The organism is Sphingopyxis sp. Root1497 (assembly GCF_001427085.1).
Lineage (GTDB): Bacteria > Pseudomonadota > Alphaproteobacteria > Sphingomonadales > Sphingomonadaceae > Sphingopyxis.
On record NZ_LMGF01000003.1, the window covers coordinates 901,174 to 923,994 of the forward strand.

Below are 22,821 nucleotides of genomic sequence, written 5' to 3' on the forward strand. Positions count from 1 at the left end.
CGTGGCGTCGGTCAGTGACGAAGAGGGTATTCCGGCGGCCAGCGGTTCGCCGGACGCCTCGCTGACCCAGGACGACAGTTTCACCGCGACGAGCCGCGCCGGGCTGACCTATCCATGGGGCGACGCCGCACCGGGGGTGGGCGAGACGATCCGCATCGCGCCGGGAATCCGCTGGGCACGCATCCCGATGCCCGGCTCGCTCGGCCATATCAACAGCTGGCTGCTCGACGATGCTGCCAGTGACGGAGGGGACGGCGTCGCGGTGGTCGACACCGGCGTCTGCCTGACCATCTGTTCGGACGCGTGGAAGGCGCTTTATGCCGGCGCGCTTGCCGACACGCGGATCACCCGCGTTATCGGCACCCACCTGCACCCCGACCATATCGGCCTTGCCGGCTGGATCGCGAAGAAGAAGGGCGTCCAGCTGTGGATGACGCGCGGCGAGATGCTGACCGCGCGAATGATCGTCGGCGACACCAGCGATACCGCGCCCGACGAGGCGCTGGCGCAGTCGCGCGCCGCCGGTTGGGACGAGGCGGCGATCGAGCGGCAGAAGAGCGAGGGTTGGGGCCGCTTCGGCCTGATGGTCTATCCGCTGCCGCGCAGCTACCAGCGGATCAAGGACGGCGATGTCCTCGACATGGGCGCGCACCAGTGGCGCGTCGTTGTCGGGTCGGGGCATAGCCCCGAGCATGCGTGCCTGTGGAACGAGCGCGAGGGCGTGCTGGTGTCGGGCGACCAGGTGCTGCCGCGGATCAGTTCGAACGTGTCGATCAACATCACCGAACCCGGTGCCGATCCGCTGGGCGAATGGCTCGATTCGATCGACAAGCTGATCGCGACGGTGCCCGGCGACGTCCTGACCTGCCCTGCGCATGGCGAACCGTTCAAGGGATTGCACGTCCGGCTGATGGCGCTGCGCGACGAGCATCGCATGCGGCTCTATAATCTGGCCGAGGCGATCGCGAAGGCGCCGATGCGCGCGGTGGAGTCCTTCCCGCTGCTGTTCAACCGCCCGATCGGCCCGGACCAGCTGGGCATGGCGACCGGCGAGGCGCTCGCGCATCTGAAGCGGCTCGAGGTCGAAGGGCGCGTCCAGCGTGAGGATCGCGACGGGGTGTGGTGGTACCACGGCGTCGCGTGACGGCGCGCGGCGTTCTGATCGCCGCGCTGCTGGCGGCGACGGCGCCGCATGCGATGGCGGCGGAGCCAGCCGCCGGCCCAGCCGCGACAGGCGAAATCACCGACGAGATCGTCGTCACCGCGCGCCGGTCGGGCGCCCCGATGTGGACGATCAAGACGCCCACGGGCGCGGTGATCCTGGTCGGCGAAATCCGCAACGTGCCGAAAGCGACGCCATGGCGTCCCGAGCGACTGGAGGGCGCGACCGAGCGCGCGCAGCGGGTCATCCTGGGGACCAAGGCGAAGGTGTCGCCGGGCGACATATTGCGGCTGATCTTCAAGGGTGGCGGACTGACCAAATTGCCCAAGGGTCGCGTCGCCGCTGACTATCTCGACGTGCATCAGATCGCGCGGCTGCGGGCGCTCGAGGCGCGGTTCGATCAGGATTATGCGCAGAAGAATTTCCTGATGACCGCGTTCGATCTGCTCGCCAAGCGGCTCGCCTTCAACCGCGACACGGCCGACGACGCGTCCGATATCGTCCGCAAGGCGGCGAACCGCGCCGACATTCCGGCGCAGCCGGTGGGCGAGATGCGCGGCGAGGACATGCTCGACAATCTGTTCGCGGCGGCACCCGCAACGCATATCCCCTGCCTCGACGCGGCGATGACGGCGACCGAGGCCGGCGGCGATATCGTCGCCGCGCGCGGGCAGGCGTGGACCGAGTTCGACGTGCCAGCGGTGATGGCCAATCCGCTCGAAAGGGCACTCGGGCGCTGCTGGCCGTGGACCAACGACGGCTTCGGCCCGGCGCTGCGCCAGCAGTGGGTCGGCGCGATCAGCGATGCGGCGGCGAAGCCCGGCGTGACGCTGGCGGTGGTGCCGTTGCTGGTGCTCGCCGAACCCGACGGGGTGCTCGACCGGCTGCGGGCGCAGGGCCTGCCGATCGTCGGGCCGGCGTGGACCGCGCCTATTTCGGCCGGTGCATCACCCAGCTGAACGCCATCGCGTTGAAGATGGTGTAGAGGCCGTAGAGCAGCAGCCCGGTGAACCAGTTGCGCGTCGCGATCGCCATCGCGCCGACGAGTAGCAGGAACTCGAAGACATAGGTGATATTCGGCCCGACCTTGTCGGTGAACGGCCGGAGCATCTCCTGCACCAACGGGTCGTCGCTTTCCATGAACGCGCGGTGCATCGCGAAATTGCCGATGCCGGCGCCGAAAATGGCGATGATCGCGATCCACATAGGTTTGCAAATGGGACAGCCGGGGTGGAAATGCCAGCGACTTTCGGGTTATAGGGCGCCATCGAACGTGCGCAGGCCCGCGCGATCGGTCGAACGAACCCGGCTTCTGCCCCCAAGCGAAGGACGTCTTCGGTGACCTCTCTCCCCCGACTGGCCGCGCTTTGCCTGCCGCTCGCCCTTGCGATTTCGCCCGCGCATGCGGCACAGGATCCCGCGATGCCGCTCCAGCCCGACCCGGCGCTCGCCGACCCGTTGCTGGTCGAACCGCTCCCGCTGATGCTGATGGACCCCGACCCGCCCTTGCCCGATGCGGTGCGCGCGATGATCGACGCCGCCTTCGCGAGCGGCGAGGACAGCGATGTCGAAGCGGTGGTCAGGCTCGCCCGCAGGACCAATCCGGGCAGCCGGGGCGAGATCGACGCGCTGATCGCCTATTACCGGAGCGCGAACCCCGCGGTGGTGCCGCCCAATCCGGTGAGCGACATGCTGACCGCGGCCATCGCGAGCGGCAAGGACGCCGATGTCGAAGCCGTCGCCAAGCTGGCGAAAGCGGCCAATCCCGACGATGCGGCGGAAATCGACGCGCGGGTCGTCGCCTATCGCGCCGAACGGCAACGGCTGAAGGACGAAGCGGCGGCGGCGGCGCGCGCCAAATTGGCGGCGGCGAAATTCTGGGAAAACTGGAAGGGCGAGGGGCAGATCGGCGGATCGCTGAGCACTGGCAACACCAAATCGGCGGGGCTGAGCGCGGGGCTGGCGCTAGCGCGCAAGGGGATCGACTGGACGCACAAATTGCGGTTGCAGGCCGATTATCAGCGTACCAACGGCCGCACCTCGATCGAACGTTATCTCGGCGAAGTCGAGCCGCAATACCGGCTGAGCGACCGCGGCTTCGTCTATGGGCTGGGGCGCTGGGAGAAGGATCGCATCCTCGGCTACGACAGCCGCTGGAACCTGTCGGGCGGGCTAGGTTACAAGCTGATCGACAGCAAGTCGGTGGCACTCAGCCTGAAGGGTGGGCCGGCATGGCGGCGCACCGATTTCGTGCGCGGCGACATCGACAATGAACTGACCGCGCTCGCCGGACTCGACTTCGGCTGGCAATTGTCACCGACGCTGCGGTTGACGCAGGTCGCCTCGACCGTCGTCGGCGAGGCAAACAGCTCGACCAGTTCGCTGACCTCGCTCAACGCCAAGCTGAGCGGCAAATTGTCGGCACGGATCGCCTATTCGGCACAGATCGATTCGAGCCCGCCGCCGGGGGTGGAGAGCGTCGATACGCAGACGCGATTCACGTTGGTGTACGGGTTTTAGGTCAGCGTCATTGCGAGCGAAGCGAAGCAATCCAGGGCGGATTATGCCACGCTGGATTGCCGCGTCGCTTTGCTCCTCGCAATGACGAAGTGCGAGAACGGCCAGCTAGTCGAACACCTCCGCCCCGCCGATGGTCTCGCCCTCCGCCAGCAACCCGACCCCCGGCACATGGTTGAACTCGATGCGGATGCCGTCGGGGTCCTCGAACAGGATCGAATAATAGCCGGGCGCCCAGGGTTCCTCCTGCGGGCCGTGGACCAAGACGATGTCGCCGCGATTCTTGAGGAATTCATGGATCGCATCGACCGCGGCGCGGTCGCGCAGGCGGAAGCAGGCGTGGTGGAGGCCGGGGGCGCCCTGGTCGAAACGCTTGCCGGCGTTCTCGGGGCTGCCGGTGCGGATGCCGATCGCGGTGCGCCCGCCGACGCCATAGAGCATCGCGTCGCTGTCGAGTACGATCTTGAGATCGAGATAGGTGATGACGTCGCGCCAGAAAGCCGTCGAGCGGGCGAAGTCGCCCGCGGTCAGGATGACGTGCGCGACGCCGGTGAGGTCGGTCATTTGCCCCTTCCTATTTGATGGCGGCGAGGGTGTAGAGGAATTCGGCGAAGCCCATCGTCGCATCGACCAGCCCCGCGACCTTGGGGTTGGTCGAATCGATCAGATAATATTCGTTCGGTGCGTGCGCGCCCGCGCCATGACCGGTGCCGAAATGGCCCGCCGGGATCGACACCGGCGGCGCGGTGAAGGTCGCGCCGGGCCAGCTGCCCGCGAGCCGCGCGTTGATGTTGGTCGCGATGCCGAGTTTTTTGTAGGTCGCGAGTTCGGTGCGGATCAGGCGGCTGTCCTCGGCGACCTCGGTCGGATCATAGCCGCCCGACACATTCATCTCGACGTCGGCGAAGCCATGTTTGTCGAGATGGGCGCGCAGCTTCTTTTCGGCCTCGGCGCGGGTCTGGTTGGGGACGAGGCGCAGGTCGAGCTTGGCGACCGCGCGGCCGGGCAGCACGGTCTTGCCGCCGGGGCCGGTGTAACCCGCGACCAGCCCCTCGATATTGACCGTCGGTTCCTGCGCGAGGCGGATCAGCGCGTCGTCATAGCTGAGATTGTCGATCCAGGTCTGGACCCCCAGCGCCTGTTTTTCGGCCGCTTCGTCGGCGCCCTTCGCGGCTTCGCGGATCAGCGTCTTTTCGCGGTCGGTGAGCGGGCGGACATTTTCGAACCAGCCCTCGATCGCCGGGGTGTTGCCGTCGGGGGTGACCAGCGTCTGTAGCGCCTGCACCAGCCGCCAGGCGGGCGAGTCGATCATCGCCTTCAGGCTGCTATGCACGTCGCCCTTCGGCCCGCGGCCCCATTTCTCGCCGCTCGCGACCAGTTCGAGTTCGATGATCCCCTTCGACCCCAGGTTGACGTCGACCGCGCCGGTCTTGTCCTGCGACGGGAAGGGAATGAAGATGCCGTCGCATTTCTTGAGCGCGGCGAGGACATTGGGCTTGGTCGCGACCTGGCGGAAATGCGGCGAGCCGATCTCTTCCTCGCCCTCGCAGATCAGCACGATGTTGACCGGCAGCGTCGCCTTGGCGGCGCGGATCGCGTGGAGCGCGGCGAGGAAGGCGGCTTCGGGGCCCTTCTGGTTCGTCGCACCGCGCCCGACGATCGCGGTTCCGAGGCCTTCCTTGGCGACGAACTTGCCCTCGAGCGGCGGCGACGACCATTCGGCGGGGTCAAACTGTTTGACGTCGTACATAAAATAGATGCCGAGGGTGCGTTTGGCGCCGACGTGGATCGTGCCGAAGACGCCGGGATGGCCGTCGGTCGGCACGATCTCGACATTGGTGAAGCCCGCGTCGCGCGCGAGTTCGGCCATATAGGCCGCGCCCTCGGGCATGTTGCGGTTCTCGGCGGCGATCGAGGGGAGGGCGATCCAGTCGCGTAGTCGCTTGATCGAGGCTTCCTTGCCCGCTTCCGCCGCCTTGCGGATGCCGGCCATCGGGCCGGTCGCGGCGAGCGAGGGCAGCGGGCGCATCAGCATGGCGCCGGCGCCGAGCATCGTGGTGCCGCGAATCAGGTCGCGGCGGTTCAAGCGGTCGAAGGTGCGGAAATCCATGCTGCGTCCCCTATGCGGTTTGGCCCCGGCAAGTCTGGACGAACTGGCGTGGAAGGCAAGCCGGCGATTGACGATCGACGCGGGGCGAGCCTAGCCTGATCCGCAAGGGAGGGCCGAGCGATGGATTTTGCTGGCAAATGCGTCGTGATCACCGGCGGCGCGACGGGGATCGGTTTTGCACTGGCGAAGCGGCTCGGGGTTACGGGGGCGAAGCTGATATTGTGCGAACCGCGCGAGGCGAGGCTGGCCGAGGCGGCGGCGGCGCTGGCGGCGCTTGGCATCGATGCGCGTGCCTTCGTCGGCGACGTGACCGATGCAGCTTCGGTCGAGGCGCTCGCCGACTTCGCCTGGGCGGCGCATGGCCGCGCCGATGCGATCATCGCCAACGCCGGGATCGGCGGGCCGCGTGCATCGGTGATCGATTGCGATCCGGCGGCGGCGCGCGCCTTGTTCGAGGTCAATTTCTGGGGGGCGTGGAACTGTATCCGCAGCTTCGGGCGCCGTTTTCAGGCCGACGGGCTTCCGGCCGGGATTTATGCCACCGCGTCGGAAAATGCGCTGTTCAACGCGGTGCGCGTGAAGGGCGGGGCCTATGTCGCGAGCAAGCATGCGGTGCTGGGGCTGATGGACATGCTGCGGAACGAGGTGTCGTCCGCGATCGAGGTCGGCGTGATCATCCCCGGCTGGGTCAAGTCCGACATGACGCGCCATGCCGAACCCGCGATGGATGCCGATGCCTTTGCGGCGCGGATCGTGCCGCAGATGGAGGCGGGGCAATTCTATCTCGTCAGCCACCCCTATAATGTCGTGCGGATGGAGGAGCGCTGGGCCGAGGCCTATGCGGCGTTCGCCGATTATGCGCCGCGCGAGGAAGGCGACGAAGCGATGGACGTGCAAATGGTGATCGAAAGCGGCGCGGCGGTGAAGCGCCGCGACTAGGGCGTGTCGCCCGCCGCAAAGGGTTTGGCGTCGCTCACCCATTCCCAGACGCAGCGGCCCTGCGGTTTCAGCTTGAGCGCGGCATTGAGCGCCTCGACCGCGCCGTCGGGCAGGGCCGCGATCCATGCGCCCTGATCGGTCCACAACCAGGCGAAGCGGCGGCCGGCCTTGGCGGCATCGAGGTGCAGCGCGAGCGCGTGCTGGATGTGGCTGCTCGCATATTTGACGTCGCCGTCATAAGCGATGGTGAGCGGCGCGCCGTTCACGGTCAGGGAGATGCGGACGGGCATGATCCGCTCGGCTGGCGGCCAGACGGCGTCGATAACGACGTCGGATATCCGCAGCGCCCCGTCCGCGAGCCGTTCGAGGTCGGCGATTTGCCCGCGCAGATAATCGGGATCCTGCTCGGTCTTCGCATCGAGCATCGCAAGATTGGCCATGAAGCGCGCGGGGTCGGTGCCGGGATGATAATGGTCGAGTTCGCCGAGCGCGGCGAGGACGGTGTCGGGCTTCACGCTCTCGTCCATGTCGGCGACGCCGGGAAAGAAGAGCGCGGGATCGGGGGTTTCGGGCGCGAAGAGGTCATGTGCGGCCAGGACTGCCACGGTCTTGCGCACCGCCGCTTTGCGCGCGGGCGAGAGGTCGGGCGGCGGCGCGCGCGGGACGATCGGCGGCTGCGGTGCAGCGCAGCGACGGGCCAGGCCGGCGAGGTCGCGGAGGAATGACAGGATCACCGCCGCGCCGCCGGTGATGAGGCCGCCCATCAGAATCGAGAAAAACGCTCGCGCGCCGGTGCTGGTGCCGGGGCCGAAGGGCACGGCGAGGAAGAACAGCGCCGCGACGCCGATGGCGACGGTGAACCAGATCGGGAAGCGGCTCATGGCCGCCGGACCTTATGCCTTCTCCAGCAACCCTTCGTCCTTGATTCGCCTTTGCCACAGCGCGGGGGCGTTGACGTGGACATTCTGGCCCTCGCTGTCGACCGCGACGGTCACCGGGAAGTCCTGCACCTCGAACTCGTAGATCGCTTCCATGCCGAGGTCGGCGAAGCCGACGACCTTGCTGCCCTTGATCGCGCGCGCGACGAGATAGGCGGCGCCGCCGACCGCCATCAGATAGGCGCTCTTGTGCTTCGCGATCGCCTGCGTCGCGGCGGGGCCGCGTTCGGCCTTGCCGACGCAGGCGAGCAGGCCCTGATCGAGCATCATGTCCATGAACTTGTCCATGCGCGTCGCGGTGGTGGGACCTGCGGGGCCGACGATTTCTTCGCCGACCGGATCGACCGGGCCGACATAATAGATGACGCGGTCCTTGAACGCGACGGGCAGCTCTTCGCCCTTGGCGAGCATCTCGGCGATGCGCTTGTGCGCGGCGTCGCGGCCGGTGAGCATCTTGCCGTTGAGGAGCAGGCGGTCGCCCTGCTTCCAGCTCGCGACGACTTCGGGCGTGAGATTGTCAAGGTCGACGCGGATCGCCGCCTGGTCGGGTTTCCAGTCGATCTGTGGATAATCTGCGAGTTTCGGCGGTTCGAGAAACGCCGGGCCGCTGCCGTCGAGGGTGACATGCGCGTGGCGGGTCGCGGCGCAGTTGGGGATCATCGCGACGGGCTTCGATGCGGCGTGGGTCGGCCAGTCGGCGATCTTGACGTCGAGCACGGTGGCGAGGCCGCCGAGGCCCTGCGCGCCGATGCCGAGCGCATTGACCTTTTCATACAGCTCGACGCGCAGTTCCTCGGTCGGGTTCGACGGACCGCGCGCGAGCAGTTCGGTCATATCGATCGGGTCCATCAGCGACTGCTTCGCCAGCAGCATCGCCTTTTCGGCGGTGCCGCCGATGCCGATGCCGAGCATGCCCGGCGGGCACCAGCCGGCGCCCATCTGCGGCACCATTTCGAGCACCCAGTCGACGATGCTGTCGGACGGGTTCAGCATCTTGAACTTCGACTTGTTCTCGCTGCCGCCGCCCTTCGCGGCGACGTCGATCACGACCTTGGCGCCGGGGACCATTTCGACATTGAGCACCGAGGGCGTGTTGTCCTTGGTGTTGACGCGGCTGAACGCCGGGTCGGCGAGGATCGAGGCGCGCAGCTTGTTTTCGGGGTGGAGATAGGCGCGGCGCACGCCTTCATCGACGACCTGTTGCAGGCTGCGGGGCGAGTCGAGGCGGCAATCCATGCCCCATTTGATGAAGACGGTGACGATGCCGGTGTCCTGGCAGATGGGGCGATGCCCCTCGGCGCACATGCGGCTGTTCGACAATATCTGCGCCATCGCGTCCTTCGCGGCGGGCGAGACCTCGCGCTCATAGGCGGCGCCCAATGCGCGGATATAGTCCATCGGGTGGAAATAGCTGATGTACTGGAGCGCGTCGGCGATGGTTTCGACGAGGTCGTCCTCGCGGATGATGACGGTGTTCATGGGTGCAGTCCCCTTTGCCCTGTGTCAGGATTCGCCCGTGTCCCTAGACCCGCCGCGCCGCGACGAAAAGAGGCTAAGGGTCCGTACTCCCTTACAGCACCGTCGAGGCGCCCAAATGGCGAACAGGTCGGACCGAAAGGTGCGCCGGGAAGGCTGGTTGCCTTTCCAAGCGGCTTTCGGTTCGAGATGGAAGCCATTTGGGCGTCCCGAAGGGGTTTGACCAAAATGGCCCATTGCTTCGTCGAGAAGTCTCGAAATATTGACATATGTCTTCGCCTTCTCTCCTCGCAGTGGGCCATTTTGCCTCAAACCTCGACGGTGCTGTAAGGGAGTACGGACCCTAAATATCTTCCTTTCGGCGCCCGAAATGGCGGCGCTTGCCGGGCGCGAGCGAAATTTCGGGTTCGTCGCGATCGGCGGCGCGGCGGTGCGGGGTTTCGGGATCGAAATTGACCAGCGGCTCGCGGCGAACCAGCGCGTACCATGCGCCGATCGCCGCCATGACGAGCAGCGCGAACCAGCCGGCGCCGATGACCGCGGTCAACGTCCAGCCGAAGGCGGCGGGGGCGATCAGCGCCATGATCGTGGCGAGGCAGGGGATCAGGACGAGCGTGCCTGCGAACTGCCACCATCGCCCCATCTGCACCATGGCATAGCCGATCGCGACATTGGTCAGGGTGAGCGCGAGGAATTTGGCCGCGACCGGCCAGGGCAGGCTGGCCATGGCGGGCGAATAGTCGCCCAGCGTGAAGGCCGCCTGGATGTCGAACAGCAGCCAATTCTCATAAGCGTCGCAGAGCGCGGCGAAAATCGGCAGGGCGACAGCGGCGAGCAGCCAGCGCAGCCGGAGTTCGCGCCACAGCGCGAAACAGCCGCTGCCGAGGAAGGCGGCGTAGAGCAGCATGAACAGATAGTCCTGCTCGTTGCCCGCGCGCATCGCGGCGAGGCGGGCGACCTGCAACGGATCGGCGCTGGTGCCGAAGACCGCGAACAGATCGGCCTCGCCGCGTGCGAATTCGAAGGCGATGACCGGCGCGCCATAGCCGGGGTGGATCGCCGCGGCATCGGCCGGGAAGACCCGCCCGAGGTGAAGGCCGAACAGGAGCATGGCGGCCCCCATCGCGACGGTCAGCACCCACCAGCGGGTCGGGGCGGGCGGGCGCGTGCGCTGCGCCTCGATCCAGCGATGGAGCCCCCCGCCAGCCATTTACGGGTCCGACGGGGTGCGATCGGGGCGCCCTATTGGCACTCGGCGCATTTGCCGCGCACTTCGATCACCGGGCGTTCGGCGGCAAAGCCGGTCGCGTCGGCGGCGGCGCGGACGCCGTCGGACAATTTGTCGTTGTCGATATGAACGGCGGACCCGCAGCTGTCGCAGATCAGGAAGATGCAGTCGTGGAGGCAACCGGGATGGCTGTTGGCGACAAAGGCATTGGCGCTTTCGACCCGGCGGACGAGGTTGTTCGCCACGAACAGGTCGAGGATGCGATAGACGCTGTTCGGCGCGACGCGCTTGCCGCGGTTCTTCGACACGATGTCGGCGATTTCATAGGCGCTGGCGGGCTTGCCGATCTCGGCGACGGCGTCAAAAATCTGCGCGCGCATGTCGGTCCAGGCTTCGCCCGCAGCCTCGAGCGCGGTCTGCGCGGCACTGGCGAGCGAGGCGCCACTGGCCTCGACGTGCGGATGATCATGCTTGCCCATCGGCGTTTCCTTATGCGCGTGGCCGAAATGGCGCGCGCCAATCTGCCCAACTGGGCACAATGTAGGCTCTTTGCAGGGGTGCCGCAAGCGGCGGACCGGTCCGTTTCGGCGCGCTAGTGCCGTGCCCGCCGGTTGAGGTCGTGGCCGAGCGCGACGATCGCGACGCCGATCATCGTCGCCAGCACTTCGCTGCCGTCATGCGGCCGCGACAGCGCGCCGCCCATCATGCCCAGCCCGAAACTGCCGACCGCGAAGGGCATCATATAGCCATGGCTGAGCACACCCGAGACGAGCGTGATCAGCGCGAAGCCGATCGCGACGACGAGGCCGACTTCGTGGAACAGGTGATTGTCGAACATCACCCCGCCGACCGAGGCGATCGAGGCGAAAAAGACCGTCGTCGCGAGGCAGTGGACGAGGCACAGCCCCGACAGGCCCATCGCCAGCTGGTCGCCCGACAGCGAGGTCAGCGGCTTCGAATCGCGCGCAGCCCGGACCAGCGCGCCGAGGCGCGTCGTGGCATGGTCGTGGCTGGCGACGTGGGTCACCCGATTCTCCGTTGGGGCAATTGCGATGGTGGATATGGCATATCATGACAAAGGTTACAATGTCTCATTGTCACAAGTCGCGCCCTCCCGTCACCCCCGCCTTCGCGGGGGTGACGAAGAAAAAGGGTGGCGGCACAATTCACGCCCCTTCCTCCGCGCGCAAGGCCTTGCGATCGAGCTTCCCGATCATCGTCTTGGGCAAATTCAGCCGCACCTCGACCGCGTTCACCCGCTCATGCTTGCCGAGCTGCGGGTTGAGCCAGGCGGCGAGCGCTTCGCCCGAGACGTCGAAACCGTCCTCGAGCGTCACAAACGCCTTGGGCGCCTCGCCGCGATAGGCGTCGGGGACGCCGAGGACGATCGCTTCCTTGACTGCGGGATGTTCATAGAGATGCGCCTCGATGACGCTGGGGTAGACCTTGAAGCCGCCGACCGCGATCATGTCCTTCAGTCGGTCGACGATCCGGACATAGCCGTCTTCGTCGATCACCGCGACGTCGCCGGTGCGCAGCCAGCCGTCTTCGGTGAAGCTGTCGCCATCGGCGTCGGCGCGGTTCCAATAGCCGCGCATGATCTGCGGGCCCTTGACGACCAGTTCCCCTGGTTCGCCCGCCGGGGCGTCCTTCATCGGGTCTTCCTTGTCGACGAGGCGGATGTGCGTCGCGGGCAGCGGCTGGCCGATCGTGCCGGCCTTGACCGGACCGTCATAGGGGTTGGTCGAGACGACGCCCGAACTTTCGGTGAGGCCATAGCCCTCGACCAGCGAAGCACCCGTTGCAGCGACGAATTTCTCGCGCAGCTCGGCGGGCATCGGCGCCCCCCCCGAAATGCAGACGCGCAGGCTGGAGAAGTCGGTCTTCGCGAGGTTGGGATGGTCGAGCAGCGCCTGATACATCGTCGGCACGCCGGGCAGCGCGGTCGTTTTTGTGCGGGTGATCGCCTCCAGCGCCTGTTTGGCATCGAAACGTGGCAGCATCGCGATCATGCCGCCGTTGAGCACCGTGCGGTTGAGGACGCAGGTGTTGGCGAAGACATGGAAGAAGGGGAGGACGCCGAGGATGCGGTCGTCGGCGTCGTGATCGGGGTCGATGCTGTTGACCTGCCGCGCGTTTGCGGTGAGATTCTGGTGGGTCAGCATCGCGCCCTTCGGCGTGCCGGTGGTGCCGCCGGTGTACTGGATCAGCGCGACGTCGGCTTCGGGATCGATCGTTGCGGGTTCGTAATGGCCGTCATTGGCGACCAGCGCCGAGAAGCGGGTGACGCGGCTGTCGTCGGGCAGCGCCGAGACCTCCTTGCGGCGCAGCATCCGGTAGAGCAGCGACTTGGCGCCGGGCAATCCGCCAGCGACCGACCCGACGATCAACTGTTTCAAGCTCGATCCGTCGAGCACCTTCAAGGCGGTCGGCAGCAGCGCGGTCGCGCTCATCGTAAAGAGGATTTCGGTACCCGAATCCTCGACCTGCGCCTCGAGTTCGGTCGCGGTGTAGAGCGGCGAGAAATTGACCACCGTCGCCCCGGCGGCGAGTGCGCCATAATAGGCCGCGACATAATGCGGGACGTTGGGGAGGAAGAGGCCGATGCGCGTCCCCTTGCCGATGCCGCGTTCCTGCAGGCCCCTGGCGACGCGGGCGACCCCGTGCGCGACCTCGTTGTAGCTGAAATGGCGTCCCATGAAATCGAGCATCGGCGCATCGCGGCGCTTCGCGACGCTTGCGGCGAGCATGTCGGGGAGCGAGAGCGGCGGGAAATCCTGGTCCCAGGGCGTGGGGTGGTTGTACTTCGTCGACCAGGAAAAACCGCTATCCATCTCTATGCCAGATCCTTTTTCTCGGGGGGAAGCTTCCTGACACTAGGGTAAGCAAGCCAGTGTCGCAACAGGGCCAGCTTGCGGCGCGGCGGCGCGGCGGCTAGGCAGGGGTGATATCGTCCGCACGCCATATTTCAGGGGGTTTCGATGCTGCATCCGTCTTTCCGGCTGATCGCGCCGCTCGCCATTATCGCGACCGTCATGGCGGTTCCGGCCGTCGCCAAGGACAAGGCGCCGCCGCCGCTTCCGACGCAGATTCAGGAACTTTACGCGTGCCGCGACATCGGCGACGCCGCCGCGCGCCTTGCCTGTTTCGACCGCGAGGTCGGCGAGTTGTCGGCGGCCGACCAGGCGAAGGAAATCACCTTCACCGACCGCGAGACCGCCAAGAAGACGCGGCGCGGGCTGTTCGGCTTCTCCTTCCCCAAGCTCGGCGGGATTTTCGGCGGCGACGAGGACGAGATCAGGGAAGTCGAAACGACGATCCGTTCGGCGAGCATCGACCGGTCGGGCAAATATACGCTGGTGATGGAGGACGATGCGGTGTGGGTGCAGATCGACACCACCAAGCTGCCGCGCCAGCCGAAGCCGGGGCAGAAGGTCAAGATCAAGACCGCGACGATGGGCAGCTATTTCGCGACGATCGATGGCGGCCGCACCATCCGCATGAAGCGCGACCGCTGATCGTGGCGGACGGCGGGGGCGACCCGCCGGGACGGAGATGATCGACGCAGTCGCCTTGCCGCTCCCCGGCCCGGGATGCGCGCCTTTCGTCCTGCTCGACGATGCGCGCGTCGAGGATGCCGTGGCGGCGCGGCTGTTCGCCGATCCGGTCGAGATTTTGCGCGCCGACGGCGCCGCCGAAATCCCCGCGCTGCTCGACGCGGTCGAGGCGGCGGCAGCGCGCGGGCTGCATGTCGCGGGCTATCTCGCCTATGAAGGCGGCAAGGGGCTGGCGCCGGCGTGGCGCGGCGGTGCGCCCGCAGGCGACGGCACGCCGCTCGGCTGGTTCGGCCTGTTCGAGCGGGTCGAGCGGATCGACGCCGATGCCGTGTCGGCGCGGTTGCCCGATCCGGCGGCGAGCTGGATCGGCGCGGTCGAACCGGGAATCGCGCGCGCCGGTTACGAGGCCGCGGTCGAAGCGGTGCTCGCCTATATCCGCGCCGGCGACATCTATCAGGCGAACCTAACCTTTCGGGCCGCGGTGCCGGTCATCGGCAATCCGCTCGCGGTCTATGCGCGGCTGCGGCGGACGGCACGGGCGGGCTATGGCGGCTTTATCTGGACCGGCGAACAGGCGATCGCGTCGCTGTCGCCCGAGCTGTTCTTCGGCTTGCGCGGACGCGAGGCGATCGCGCGACCGATGAAGGGGACGGCGGCGCGGCTGGCCGATGCCGAGGCCGACGGGGCGGCGGCGCGACTGCTTGCCACCGATCCCAAGCAGCGCGCCGAAAACCTGATGATCGTCGACCTGATCCGCAACGACCTGTCGCGCGTCGCGCGGCCGGGGTCGGTCGCGGTGCCCGACCTGTTTCGCGTCGAAAGCTTTCCGACGATCCACCAATTGGTGTCCGACGTCACCGCGACCTTGCCCGCCGACAAGGGCGCGGTCGACGTGCTGCGCGCCGCCTTCCCGTGTGGATCGATCACGGGCGCGCCGAAGGTGCGCGCGATGGAGGTCATCGACGAACTGGAGGCAAGCCCGCGCGGGCTTTATACCGGCTCGATCGGCTTCATCGAGCCCGGCGGTGACGCGGCCTTCAACGTCGCGATCCGCACGCTTGTGTTTCCGGCACCCTGCTCGCCGCTATCCGGCTTGCAGGACGGGCCGATTCGCGCCACGCTGGGACTGGGATCGGGCATCGTCGCCGACAGCCTGCCGTCGGAGGAATGGCGGGAGTGTCTGGCCAAGGGGGAATTTGTGGGGGCAGCGCGCGAAAGTTTCGACCTGATCGAAACGATGCTTTTCGATCCTGTCGAGGGGGTGCAGCGGCTTGAGGGGCATCTGGCGCGGATGAAGGCGAGCGCGGCGGCGCTGGGCTTCACCTTCGACCGGCACGGTGCGCGCAACGTCCTGCAATCGGCGACTTTCCGCCTGCGCAGTGCGGCGCGGGTGCGGATGCGGCTGGCGCCGTCGGGCGCGCTCGCGGTCGAGGTGTCGCCGCTGCCGCGCCTCGCCGAACTGCCAGTCCCCGTCGCGGTACGGCCGGCGCCGATGGCTGCCGACGATTTCCGCCTCGTCCACAAGACCAGCCTGCGCGCCGCCTTCGACGCCGCACGCAGCGAGGCCGGAACGGCGGAGGTGGTGTTCGTCGACGAACCTGGCTTCGTCACCGAGGGCAGCTGGAGCAGCATCTTCGTCGAGCGCGCCGGCCAACTGCTCACCCCGCCGCTGTCGCTCGGGCTGTTGCCCGGGGTGCTGCGCGCCGAACTGATCGAGAAAGGGCGCGCGGTCGAATCGCATCTGCGCCTCGCGGACCTTGCCGATGGCTTTTTCATCGGCAACAGCTTGCGCGGGCTGATCCCGGCGCGGCTCGCCGACGGGACTCAAACCCAGTCGCCGGGATGACGGGCGGAGTTTAGGCCTGCATAGGTAAATTATCCCCGCATCGCCTTGCGATTTGCGGGCGGAAGCTTTAGGCGCGGCCCCGCGCAATTTTCTGCCAAATCGCTCGCTTCCAGTGCCAATCAGGGGACGCTTTCCATGTCGACCTTTCCGCCCCATGTCTCGGCCGCGCTCGGCCGTATCCAGCCTTCGGCGACGCTCGCGATGACCGCGCGGGTGACCAAGCTGAAAGCGGAGGGCGTCGACGTCATCGGCCTCAGCGCCGGCGAACCCGATTTCGACACGCCCGATTTCGTCAAGGAAGCTGCGATCGAGGCGATCCGCAACGGCCAGACCAAATATACGCTCGTCGATGGCACCGTCGCGCTGAAGGACGCGATCCGCGGCAAGTTCCGCCGCGACAACGGCCTCGATTTCGGACTCGACCAGATCTCGGTCAACGTCGGCGGCAAGCACACCCTGTTCAACGCGCTCGTCGCGACGGTCGATCCGGGCGACGAGGTGATCATCCCCGCGCCCTATTGGGTCAGCTATCCCGACATCGTCGCCTTCTGCGGCGGCACGCCGGTGATCGTCGAAGGAACGGCGGCACAAAACTATAAGATTACCTCGCAGCAGCTCGACAAGGCGATCACCAAAAAGACGCGCTGGGTGATGTTCAACTCGCCGTCGAACCCGTCGGGCGCCGCCTATTCGGGCGAGGAACTCGAAGCGCTCGGCGAGGTGATCCGTCGCCACCCGCACGTCATGGTGATGACCGACGATATGTACGAGCATGTCTGGTACGCCGACTTCGCCTTCACCACCTTCGCGCAGCGTTGCCCTGACCTTGCCGATCGCATCCTGACCGTGAACGGCTGTTCGAAGGCCTATGCGATGACCGGCTGGCGCATCGGCTATGCCGCCGGCCCGGCGTGGATCATCAAGGCGATGGCCAAGCTGCAGTCGCAATCGACGTCGAATCCCTGCTCGATCGCGCAGGCCGCCGCCGCCGCCGCGCTCGGCGGGCCGCAGCAGTTCCTCGACGACCGCAACGCCGCGTTCCGCAAGCGCCGCGACATGGTGGTCGCGATGCTCAACGACGCGCCCGGCCTCAACTGCCCGACCCCCGACGGCGCCTTTTACGTCTATCCCGACGCCAGCGGCTGCATCGGCAAGAAGACCCCCGACGGCAAGCTGATCGACACCGACGAAGCGCTGATCGACTATTTCCTCGACAGCGCCAAGGTCGCGGCGGTGCACGGCGGCGCGTTTGGTCTGTCGCCGGCGTTCCGCGTGTCCTATGCGACGTCGGAAGCGGTGCTGAAGGAGGCGTGCGTGCGCATCCAGCAGGCGTGCGCGGCGCTGAGCTGATTTTGCTCCCCTCCCGCAGGCGGGAGGGGCAGCTGTTTCTGAACCCCGGACAACCAGCCGGTTCACCGGAAAGTAAGGCCTGCCGCCTAAAGGTGACCCACGTCACTGCACGACGGCTCGGGGCGCGTCATATCGTTCGGTGTAACCAACAAGGCTTCGGCCACGAACGATAGATATGACAGGACAAACCGATGCTCTCCATGATTCGCTCCGACTGGTTTCCGACCATGCTCGCAGGCTTCGCCATCGGCGGGCTGCTCGTGATGATGCAGCAGCCGGCGCTCGCGATGACGCTGTGAAACCGATCCGGATGAATTTCGCCCGCCATGTCATCGTAGCGCTGGCGGGGGTCGTCATCTTCACCCATGTCTGGCCGGCGCAGGCGGAGACGGTGGTCAAGCTGCCCGCCGCCGCGGTCGACCCAGCGGTCAAGGCGAAGCGCGCGACCGCGGTACTCGCCGGCGGCTGCTTCTGGGGCGTCGAGGGCGTGTTTTCGAACGTCAAGGGCGTCGTCTCGGTGGAATCGGGCTATCATGGCGGCAGCGCCGCGACCGCGAAATATGAGCTGACCCACGATGGCAAGTCGGGCCATGCCGAGGCGGTACGGATCGTTTATGATCCCACGCAGGTGAGCTATGGCACCCTGCTGCGCGTGCTGTTTTCGGTCGTCGCCGACCCGACGCTCAGGAATCGCCAGGGTCCCGACACGGGGACCCAATATCGCGCCGCGATCGTGCCGATGGACGCGACCCAGCGCCAGGTCGCGACCGCCTATCTGTCGCAGATCGGCAAGGGCAAATTTTTCGCCAAGCCGATCGTCGTGCCGGTCGAGTCCTACAAGACCTTCTATCGCGCCGAGGCCGGTCATCAGGATTTCATGAAGCGGAATCCGTCGAACGGCTACATCGTCCGCTGGGACGCCCCCAAGCTCGCGGCGTTCAAGCGACTCTATCCCAATCTCGTGCGGGCCACCCCGGCCCCCTGATCCGGCGAAAGGTTCCGCCGCTCATCGTGCGCAAGGAATCGTTCGTCGCAAACCGCTGGTCGCCGCACGGCCGGTGCGGGACGGGTGAAACCGGCCAAAAAGGCCGGGATAGAATGACGGTCGCAGTCGCTTCGGGGTTTGAATGAAAGTCGATTTTTCGGGCAAGGCGGCGTTCGCGGTTCTGATGGGTGCCATGGTGCTCGCGGGTTGCGTCAGCAGTGCTGCCGTGGTGCCAACGCCGCGCGCGGTGCCGCCGACCAAAAATCCCCCCGGCGCGGTCAGCGTGCCGATCGGGCCGCCGGTGCGCAGTTCGACGCCGACGCCGCAGCTTCCCGCTGACCCGGGCTTCCGCCGTGCACCGGCGGGTCTCGACGACCGAATCTTCCAGATCTGGAAAGCCTTTCCCGGCAAGACCGGAATCGCGGTGCAGCGGATCGACGGTGAATGGACGCTCGCCCAGCGCGGCGCCGAACTGTTTCCACAGCAGAGCGTATCGAAATTCTGGGTCACGCTGACCGTCCTCGACGCGGTCGACAACGGCCGGCTCAGCCTCGACCAGAAGGTTCGTATCGGCCCCGAGGATCTCACCGTCTTTCACCAGCCGATCGCGGCGCGCGTCCAATCGCAGGGGGCGGTGACGATGACTGTCCGCGATCTCATCGAAACCGCGATCACCCACAGCGACAACACCGCGAACGACAGCCTGCTGCGCACCGTCGGTGGTCCCGACGCGATCCGGCGCTTCATCGACAAGAAGGATCTCGGCGCGATCCGCTTCGGTCCCGGCGAGCGGCTGCTGCAGGCCGGCACTGCGGGCCTCAAATGGCAGCAAAGCTATTCGAACGCGCGCAATTTCCAGACCGCGCGCGCGGCCTTGCCCGAGGCGACGCGCAAGGCGGCGATGGATGCCTATCGCGCCAATCCGCCCGACGGCGCCAGCCCCGTTGCGATTGCGGGCGCGCTCACCCGGCTGGCGCGCGGCACGTTGCTGTCGTCCGAATCGACCCAATATATGCTGGGCGTGATGAGCCGCACCAAGAGCGGGCCGCAGCGCTTGAAGGCCGGGCTGCCCGCCGGCTGGACCTTCCTCCACAAGACCGGTACCGGGCAGGATTACAAGGGCATGACCGTGGGGTATAACGACATCGGCATCGCGACCGCCCCCGACGGCACCCGTTATGCGATCGTGGTGATGATGGGCGAGGCGACGTCGCCGATCCCGGCGCGGATGGCGACGATGCAGGCGGTGTCGCGCGCGGTCGCCGAATTTCATGGAAGATAAAGCGATGAAAAAGCTGTTGCTGGGTCCGGTGCTGGCGGCGCTGACGCTGACGGGTTGCGCGACCCCCGAGACGCGGCTGCGCACGGGGCTCGTCGATGCCGGTCTGTCGCAGCGCGTCGCCGGATGCATGGCCGAACGCATGGTCGACCGGCTGTCCGTCGTCCAGCTGCGACGGATCGGCTCGCTCGCCAGCCTCAAGGACAAGAATGCCAGCGACCTGTCGCTCAATCAATTTCTGCACAAGGTCCGCGCGCTCAAGGATGCCGAGATATTGGCGGTGACGACGAGTTCGGCGGCGGTGTGCGCTTTTGGCTGATCAAGAAAAACTGTCGGCGCCCTAGCGGGAGCTAGGGGTAGCCTTGGCGTCTGACTTGTGCTTAGGCGGCGCCAATTCTCCCCGCCCCAGACTCGAAAGGCCCGGCAGACCTCATGAACATCCACGAATATCAGGCGAAAGAACTGCTCGCGAAATTTGGCGTCGCCATCCCCAAGGGCATCGCCGCGATGAGTGTTGAAGAAGCCGTCGCCGCTGCGAAGCAGCTTCCCGGGCCGCTCTATGTCGTGAAATCGCAGATCCACGCCGGTGGCCGGGGCAAGGGCAAGTTCAAGGAACTCGGCCCCGACGCGAAGGGCGGCGTCCGTCTCGCCAAGACGATCGAAGAGGTCGAAGCGCACGCCAAAGACATGCTCGGCAACACGCTGGTGACCATCCAGACCGGCGACGCCGGCAAGCAGGTCAACCGCCTCTACATCACTGACGGCGCCGACATTAAGCAGGAATTCTACCTTGCTCTGCTCGTCGATCGTGGCTCGAGCCGCGTCGCGGTCGTTGCCTCGACCGAGGGCGGCATGGACATCGAAACCGTCGCGCACGACACGCCGGAAAAGATCCACACCATCACCATCGACCCCGCCACGGGCCTGCAGCCGCACCACGGCCGCAGCGTTGCCGCGGCGCTCGGGCTGTCGGGCGACCTCGCCAAGCAGGCCGCGAAAGTGCTCGCCGGGCTTTATGACGCCTTCCTCGCGACCGACGCCGAGCAGATCGAAATCAACCCGCTCGCGGTGTGCAAAGGCGCGAATGGCGACGAACTGCTCGTCCTCGATGCCAAGGTCGCGTTCGACGGCAATGCGATGTTCCGCCACAAGGACCTCGCCGAGCTGCGCGACCTGACCGAGGAAGACCCGGCCGAGGTCGAGGCGTCGGAATATGACCTCGCCTATATCAAGCTCGACGGCAATATCGGCTGCATGGTCAATGGCGCCGGCCTCGCGATGTCGACGATGGACATCATCAAGCTGAACGGCGAATTCCCCGCCAACTTCCTCGACGTCGGCGGCGGCGCCTCGAAGGAAAAGGTCACCGCGGCGTTCAAGATCATCCTCAAGGACCCGGCGGTGAAGGGCATCCTCGTCAACATCTTCGGCGGCATCATGAAGTGCGACATCATCGCCGACGGCATCGTCGCGGCGGCGAAGGAAGTGAATCTGTCGGTGCCGCTGGTCGTCCGCCTCGAAGGCACGAACGTCCAGGAAGGCAAGGATATCCTCGCCAATTCGGGCCTGCCGATCGTTGCGGCCAACGATCTGGGCGACGCCGCACAGAAGATCGTCGCCGAGGTCCGCGCGGTCGCGTGATAACCAGCACCCCCTCCTCGAAGAGGGGGTGCGGGACTGCTAGTTGACGTTTACGTAAACGCCAATTATGGCGCAGTGCACAATTTTTGAGAGGAGCTTTAAAAGCCATGAAAATCCTCGTCCCCGTGAAGCGGGTGCTCGATTATAACGTCAAGCCGCGGGTCAAGTCCGACGGCACCGGCGTCGACCTGGCGAATGTCAAAATGTCGATGAACCCGTTCGACGAGATCGGGGTCGAAGAAGCGATCCGCCTGAAGGAAAAGGGCGTCGCGACCGAGATCGTCGCGGTTTCCGTCGGCCCGCAGAAGGCGCAGGAAACGCTGCGCACCGCGCTCGCGATGGGCGCCGATCGCGCGATCCTGGTGCAGACCGACGATGCGGTCGAGCCGCTCGCGATCGCCAAGATCCTGAAGGGCATCGCCGACGCGGAGCAGCCCGGCCTTGTCATCCTCGGCAAGCAGGCGATCGACGACGACAACAACCAGACCGGGCAAATGCTCGCTGCGCTCACCGGCTGGGCGCAGGGCACCTTCGCCAGCGCGGTCAATGTCGACGGCGACAGCGTCAACGTGACGCGCGAAGTCGATGGCGGCCTCGAGACGGTGAAGCTCAAGCTTCCTGCCATCGTCACCACCGATCTTCGCCTCAACGAGCCGCGTTATGCCTCGCTGCCGAACATCATGAAGGCGAAGTCGAAGCCGCTCGATACCAAGACCCCCGCCGACTACGGCGTCGACACGACGCCGCGCGTCAAGGTCGTCAAGGTTTCGGAACCGCCGGTTCGCTCGGCCGGCGTCAAGGTCGCCGATGTCGATGAACTGGTTGCCAAGTTGAAAGCCATGGGAGTGCACTCATGAAAACGCTCGTTTGGGTCGAACATGACGGTTCGTCGGTAAAGGACGCCACGCTCGCGGTGGTCACTGCCGCATCGAAGCTTGGCGAAGTCCATCTGCTGGTCGCCGGTAGCGGCGTCGATGGCGTCGATGGCGTCGCCAAGGAAGCCGCGCAGATCGCCGGCGTTGGCAAGGTGCATGTCGCCGACAACGCCGCTTTCGGTCACAATCTGCCCGAAAATATCGCACCGCTGGTTGCCGAACTGATGGCAAGCCATGACGCGTTCCTCGCCCCCGCAACCACGACCGGCAAGAATATCGCGCCGCGCGTCGCCGCCTTGCTCGACGTGATGCAGATTTCGGAAATCCTGTCGGTCGAGGGCGACAAGAGCTTCACCCGCCCGATCTACGCCGGCAACGCGATCGCGACCGTCGAATCGAGCGACGCCAAGCTGGTCCTTACCGTGCGCGGCACCGCGTTCGACAAGGCCGCGACCTCGGGCGGTTCGGGTACGATCGAAGCCGTCTCGGCGGGCGGCGACGCCGGCCTGTCGAGCTTCGTCGGCGCCGAAATCGCCAAGCAGGATCGCCCCGAACTGACCTCGGCGAAGATCATCGTGTCGGGCGGCCGTGCGCTGGGTTCGAGCGAAAAGTACGAAGAAGTCATCGTCCCGCTCGCCGACAAGCTCGGCGCTGCGCTCGGGGCTTCGCGCGCCGCTGTCGATGCGGGCTATGTCCCCAACGACTATCAGGTCGGCCAGACCGGCAAGATCGTCGCGCCGCAGGTCTATTTCGCGATCGGCATCTCGGGCGCGATCCAGCATCTCGCCGGCATGAAGGATTCGAAGACCATCGTCGCGATCAACAAGGACGAAGACGCCCCGATCTTCCAGGTCGCCGACTTCGGCCTCGTCGCCGACCTGTTCAGCGCCGTTCCGGAGCTGACCGGCAAGATCTGAC

General features: G+C 66.4%; 22 protein-coding genes. 13 read left to right on the forward strand and 9 right to left on the reverse strand.

The annotated features are described in order from the left end of the window. Position 1: 1 nt before the first annotated feature. Both ASD67_RS07660 and ASD67_RS07665 read left to right on the forward strand, forming a co-directional pair. Positions 2 to 1,144, forward strand: a complete 1,143-nt coding sequence (locus tag ASD67_RS07660) for an MBL fold metallo-hydrolase (RefSeq protein WP_082544898.1) — start codon at positions 2 to 4, stop codon at positions 1,142 to 1,144. Beyond that, a complete protein-coding gene (locus tag ASD67_RS07665; RefSeq protein ID WP_235535604.1) occupies positions 1,141 to 2,121 on the forward strand; it encodes a TraB/GumN family protein in 981 nt (326 codons plus the stop codon). The genes ASD67_RS07660 and ASD67_RS07665 overlap by 4 nt, the downstream gene beginning before the upstream one ends. On the opposite strand, the gene ASD67_RS07670 is transcribed toward ASD67_RS07665, so the two are convergent. Beyond that, positions 2,093 to 2,368, reverse strand: coding sequence for a hypothetical protein (locus ASD67_RS07670; RefSeq protein ID WP_056345586.1), 276 nt, complete (start codon positions 2,366 to 2,368; stop codon positions 2,093 to 2,095). The genes ASD67_RS07665 and ASD67_RS07670 overlap by 29 nt on opposite strands. Positions 2,369 to 2,500: 132 nt before the next feature. Between ASD67_RS07670 and ASD67_RS07675 the strand changes: the two genes are divergently transcribed. Next, positions 2,501 to 3,682, forward strand: coding sequence for a DUF481 domain-containing protein (locus ASD67_RS07675; protein ID WP_235535605.1), 1,182 nt, complete (start codon positions 2,501 to 2,503; stop codon positions 3,680 to 3,682). Between the two features lie 105 nt (positions 3,683 to 3,787). On the opposite strand, the gene ASD67_RS07680 is transcribed toward ASD67_RS07675, so the two are convergent. Together ASD67_RS07680 and ASD67_RS07685 are read right to left on the reverse strand one after the other, a co-directional pair. Continuing rightward, on the reverse strand, positions 3,788 to 4,243 hold the full coding sequence (locus tag ASD67_RS07680) for a VOC family protein (RefSeq protein WP_056345589.1): 456 nt from the start codon (positions 4,241 to 4,243) through the stop codon (positions 3,788 to 3,790). Between the two features lie 10 nt (positions 4,244 to 4,253). After that, positions 4,254 to 5,789: a M20/M25/M40 family metallo-hydrolase gene (locus ASD67_RS07685; RefSeq protein ID WP_056345592.1), complete on the reverse strand. Its 1,536-nt coding sequence runs from the start codon at positions 5,787 to 5,789 to the stop codon at positions 4,254 to 4,256. A gap of 120 nt (positions 5,790 to 5,909) precedes the next feature. Between ASD67_RS07685 and ASD67_RS07690 the strand changes: the two genes are divergently transcribed. Continuing rightward, positions 5,910 to 6,728 carry an SDR family NAD(P)-dependent oxidoreductase gene (locus tag ASD67_RS07690; RefSeq protein WP_056345594.1) on the forward strand — a complete coding sequence of 273 codons (819 nt, stop codon included), beginning with the start codon at positions 5,910 to 5,912 and terminating at the stop codon, positions 6,726 to 6,728. On the opposite strand, the gene ASD67_RS07695 is transcribed toward ASD67_RS07690, so the two are convergent. The 6 genes from ASD67_RS07695 to ASD67_RS07720 form a co-directional block, all read right to left on the reverse strand. Further along, positions 6,725 to 7,609, reverse strand: coding sequence for a hypothetical protein (locus tag ASD67_RS07695; protein ID WP_056345597.1), 885 nt, complete (start codon positions 7,607 to 7,609; stop codon positions 6,725 to 6,727). The genes ASD67_RS07690 and ASD67_RS07695 overlap by 4 nt on opposite strands. A gap of 12 nt (positions 7,610 to 7,621) precedes the next feature. After that, entirely contained in the window at positions 7,622 to 9,145 is a 1,524-nt protein-coding gene (locus tag ASD67_RS07700; protein ID WP_056345600.1) for a fumarate hydratase, read from the reverse strand. A gap of 340 nt (positions 9,146 to 9,485) precedes the next feature. Next, positions 9,486 to 10,352, reverse strand: a complete 867-nt coding sequence (locus ASD67_RS07705; protein WP_200937991.1) for a hypothetical protein — start codon at positions 10,350 to 10,352, stop codon at positions 9,486 to 9,488. A gap of 32 nt (positions 10,353 to 10,384) precedes the next feature. Next, positions 10,385 to 10,849: a Fur family transcriptional regulator gene (locus ASD67_RS07710; protein ID WP_056345603.1), complete on the reverse strand. Its 465-nt coding sequence runs from the start codon at positions 10,847 to 10,849 to the stop codon at positions 10,385 to 10,387. A gap of 113 nt (positions 10,850 to 10,962) precedes the next feature. Beyond that, positions 10,963 to 11,397 (reverse strand): MerC domain-containing protein, encoded by a 435-nt coding sequence (locus tag ASD67_RS07715; protein ID WP_082544899.1) that lies wholly within the window; start codon positions 11,395 to 11,397, stop codon positions 10,963 to 10,965. A gap of 139 nt (positions 11,398 to 11,536) precedes the next feature. Continuing rightward, on the reverse strand, positions 11,537 to 13,204 hold the full coding sequence (locus ASD67_RS07720; RefSeq protein WP_056345607.1) for an AMP-binding protein: 1,668 nt from the start codon (positions 13,202 to 13,204) through the stop codon (positions 11,537 to 11,539). A gap of 147 nt (positions 13,205 to 13,351) precedes the next feature. Between ASD67_RS07720 and ASD67_RS07725 the strand changes: the two genes are divergently transcribed. The 9 genes from ASD67_RS07725 to ASD67_RS07765 all read left to right on the forward strand — a co-directional run bounded on the left by ASD67_RS07725 (position 13,352) and on the right by ASD67_RS07765 (position 22,820). Next, positions 13,352 to 13,888 (forward strand): hypothetical protein, encoded by a 537-nt coding sequence (locus ASD67_RS07725; RefSeq protein ID WP_056345610.1) that lies wholly within the window; start codon positions 13,352 to 13,354, stop codon positions 13,886 to 13,888. Between the two features lie 37 nt (positions 13,889 to 13,925). Beyond that, positions 13,926 to 15,773, forward strand: a complete 1,848-nt coding sequence (gene pabB, locus ASD67_RS07730) for an aminodeoxychorismate synthase component I (RefSeq protein WP_200937992.1) — start codon at positions 13,926 to 13,928, stop codon at positions 15,771 to 15,773. Between the two features lie 135 nt (positions 15,774 to 15,908). After that, the gene (locus ASD67_RS07735) at positions 15,909 to 17,123 is read left to right on the forward strand and encodes a pyridoxal phosphate-dependent aminotransferase (RefSeq protein WP_056345613.1); all 1,215 of its coding nucleotides are present in this window, start codon (positions 15,909 to 15,911) and stop codon (positions 17,121 to 17,123) included. Positions 17,124 to 17,433: 310 nt separating this feature from the next. Beyond that, positions 17,434 to 18,108 (forward strand): peptide-methionine (S)-S-oxide reductase MsrA, encoded by a 675-nt coding sequence (gene msrA, locus ASD67_RS07740; RefSeq protein ID WP_082544900.1) that lies wholly within the window; start codon positions 17,434 to 17,436, stop codon positions 18,106 to 18,108. Between the two features lie 142 nt (positions 18,109 to 18,250). Continuing rightward, positions 18,251 to 19,390, forward strand: a complete 1,140-nt coding sequence (locus tag ASD67_RS07745; protein WP_056345616.1) for a serine hydrolase — start codon at positions 18,251 to 18,253, stop codon at positions 19,388 to 19,390. Positions 19,391 to 19,394: 4 nt separating this feature from the next. Then, on the forward strand, positions 19,395 to 19,706 hold the full coding sequence (locus ASD67_RS07750) for a hypothetical protein (RefSeq protein ID WP_056345619.1): 312 nt from the start codon (positions 19,395 to 19,397) through the stop codon (positions 19,704 to 19,706). Between the two features lie 113 nt (positions 19,707 to 19,819). Then, positions 19,820 to 21,028, forward strand: a complete 1,209-nt coding sequence (gene sucC, locus ASD67_RS07755; protein ID WP_056345622.1) for an ADP-forming succinate--CoA ligase subunit beta — start codon at positions 19,820 to 19,822, stop codon at positions 21,026 to 21,028. Positions 21,029 to 21,135: 107 nt separating this feature from the next. Continuing rightward, the gene (locus ASD67_RS07760; protein WP_056345625.1) at positions 21,136 to 21,885 is read left to right on the forward strand and encodes an electron transfer flavoprotein subunit beta/FixA family protein; all 750 of its coding nucleotides are present in this window, start codon (positions 21,136 to 21,138) and stop codon (positions 21,883 to 21,885) included. After that, on the forward strand, positions 21,882 to 22,820 hold the full coding sequence (locus ASD67_RS07765) for an electron transfer flavoprotein subunit alpha/FixB family protein (RefSeq protein ID WP_056345627.1): 939 nt from the start codon (positions 21,882 to 21,884) through the stop codon (positions 22,818 to 22,820). The genes ASD67_RS07760 and ASD67_RS07765 overlap by 4 nt, the downstream gene beginning before the upstream one ends. The last annotated feature ends 1 nt before the right edge of the window (position 22,821 follow it).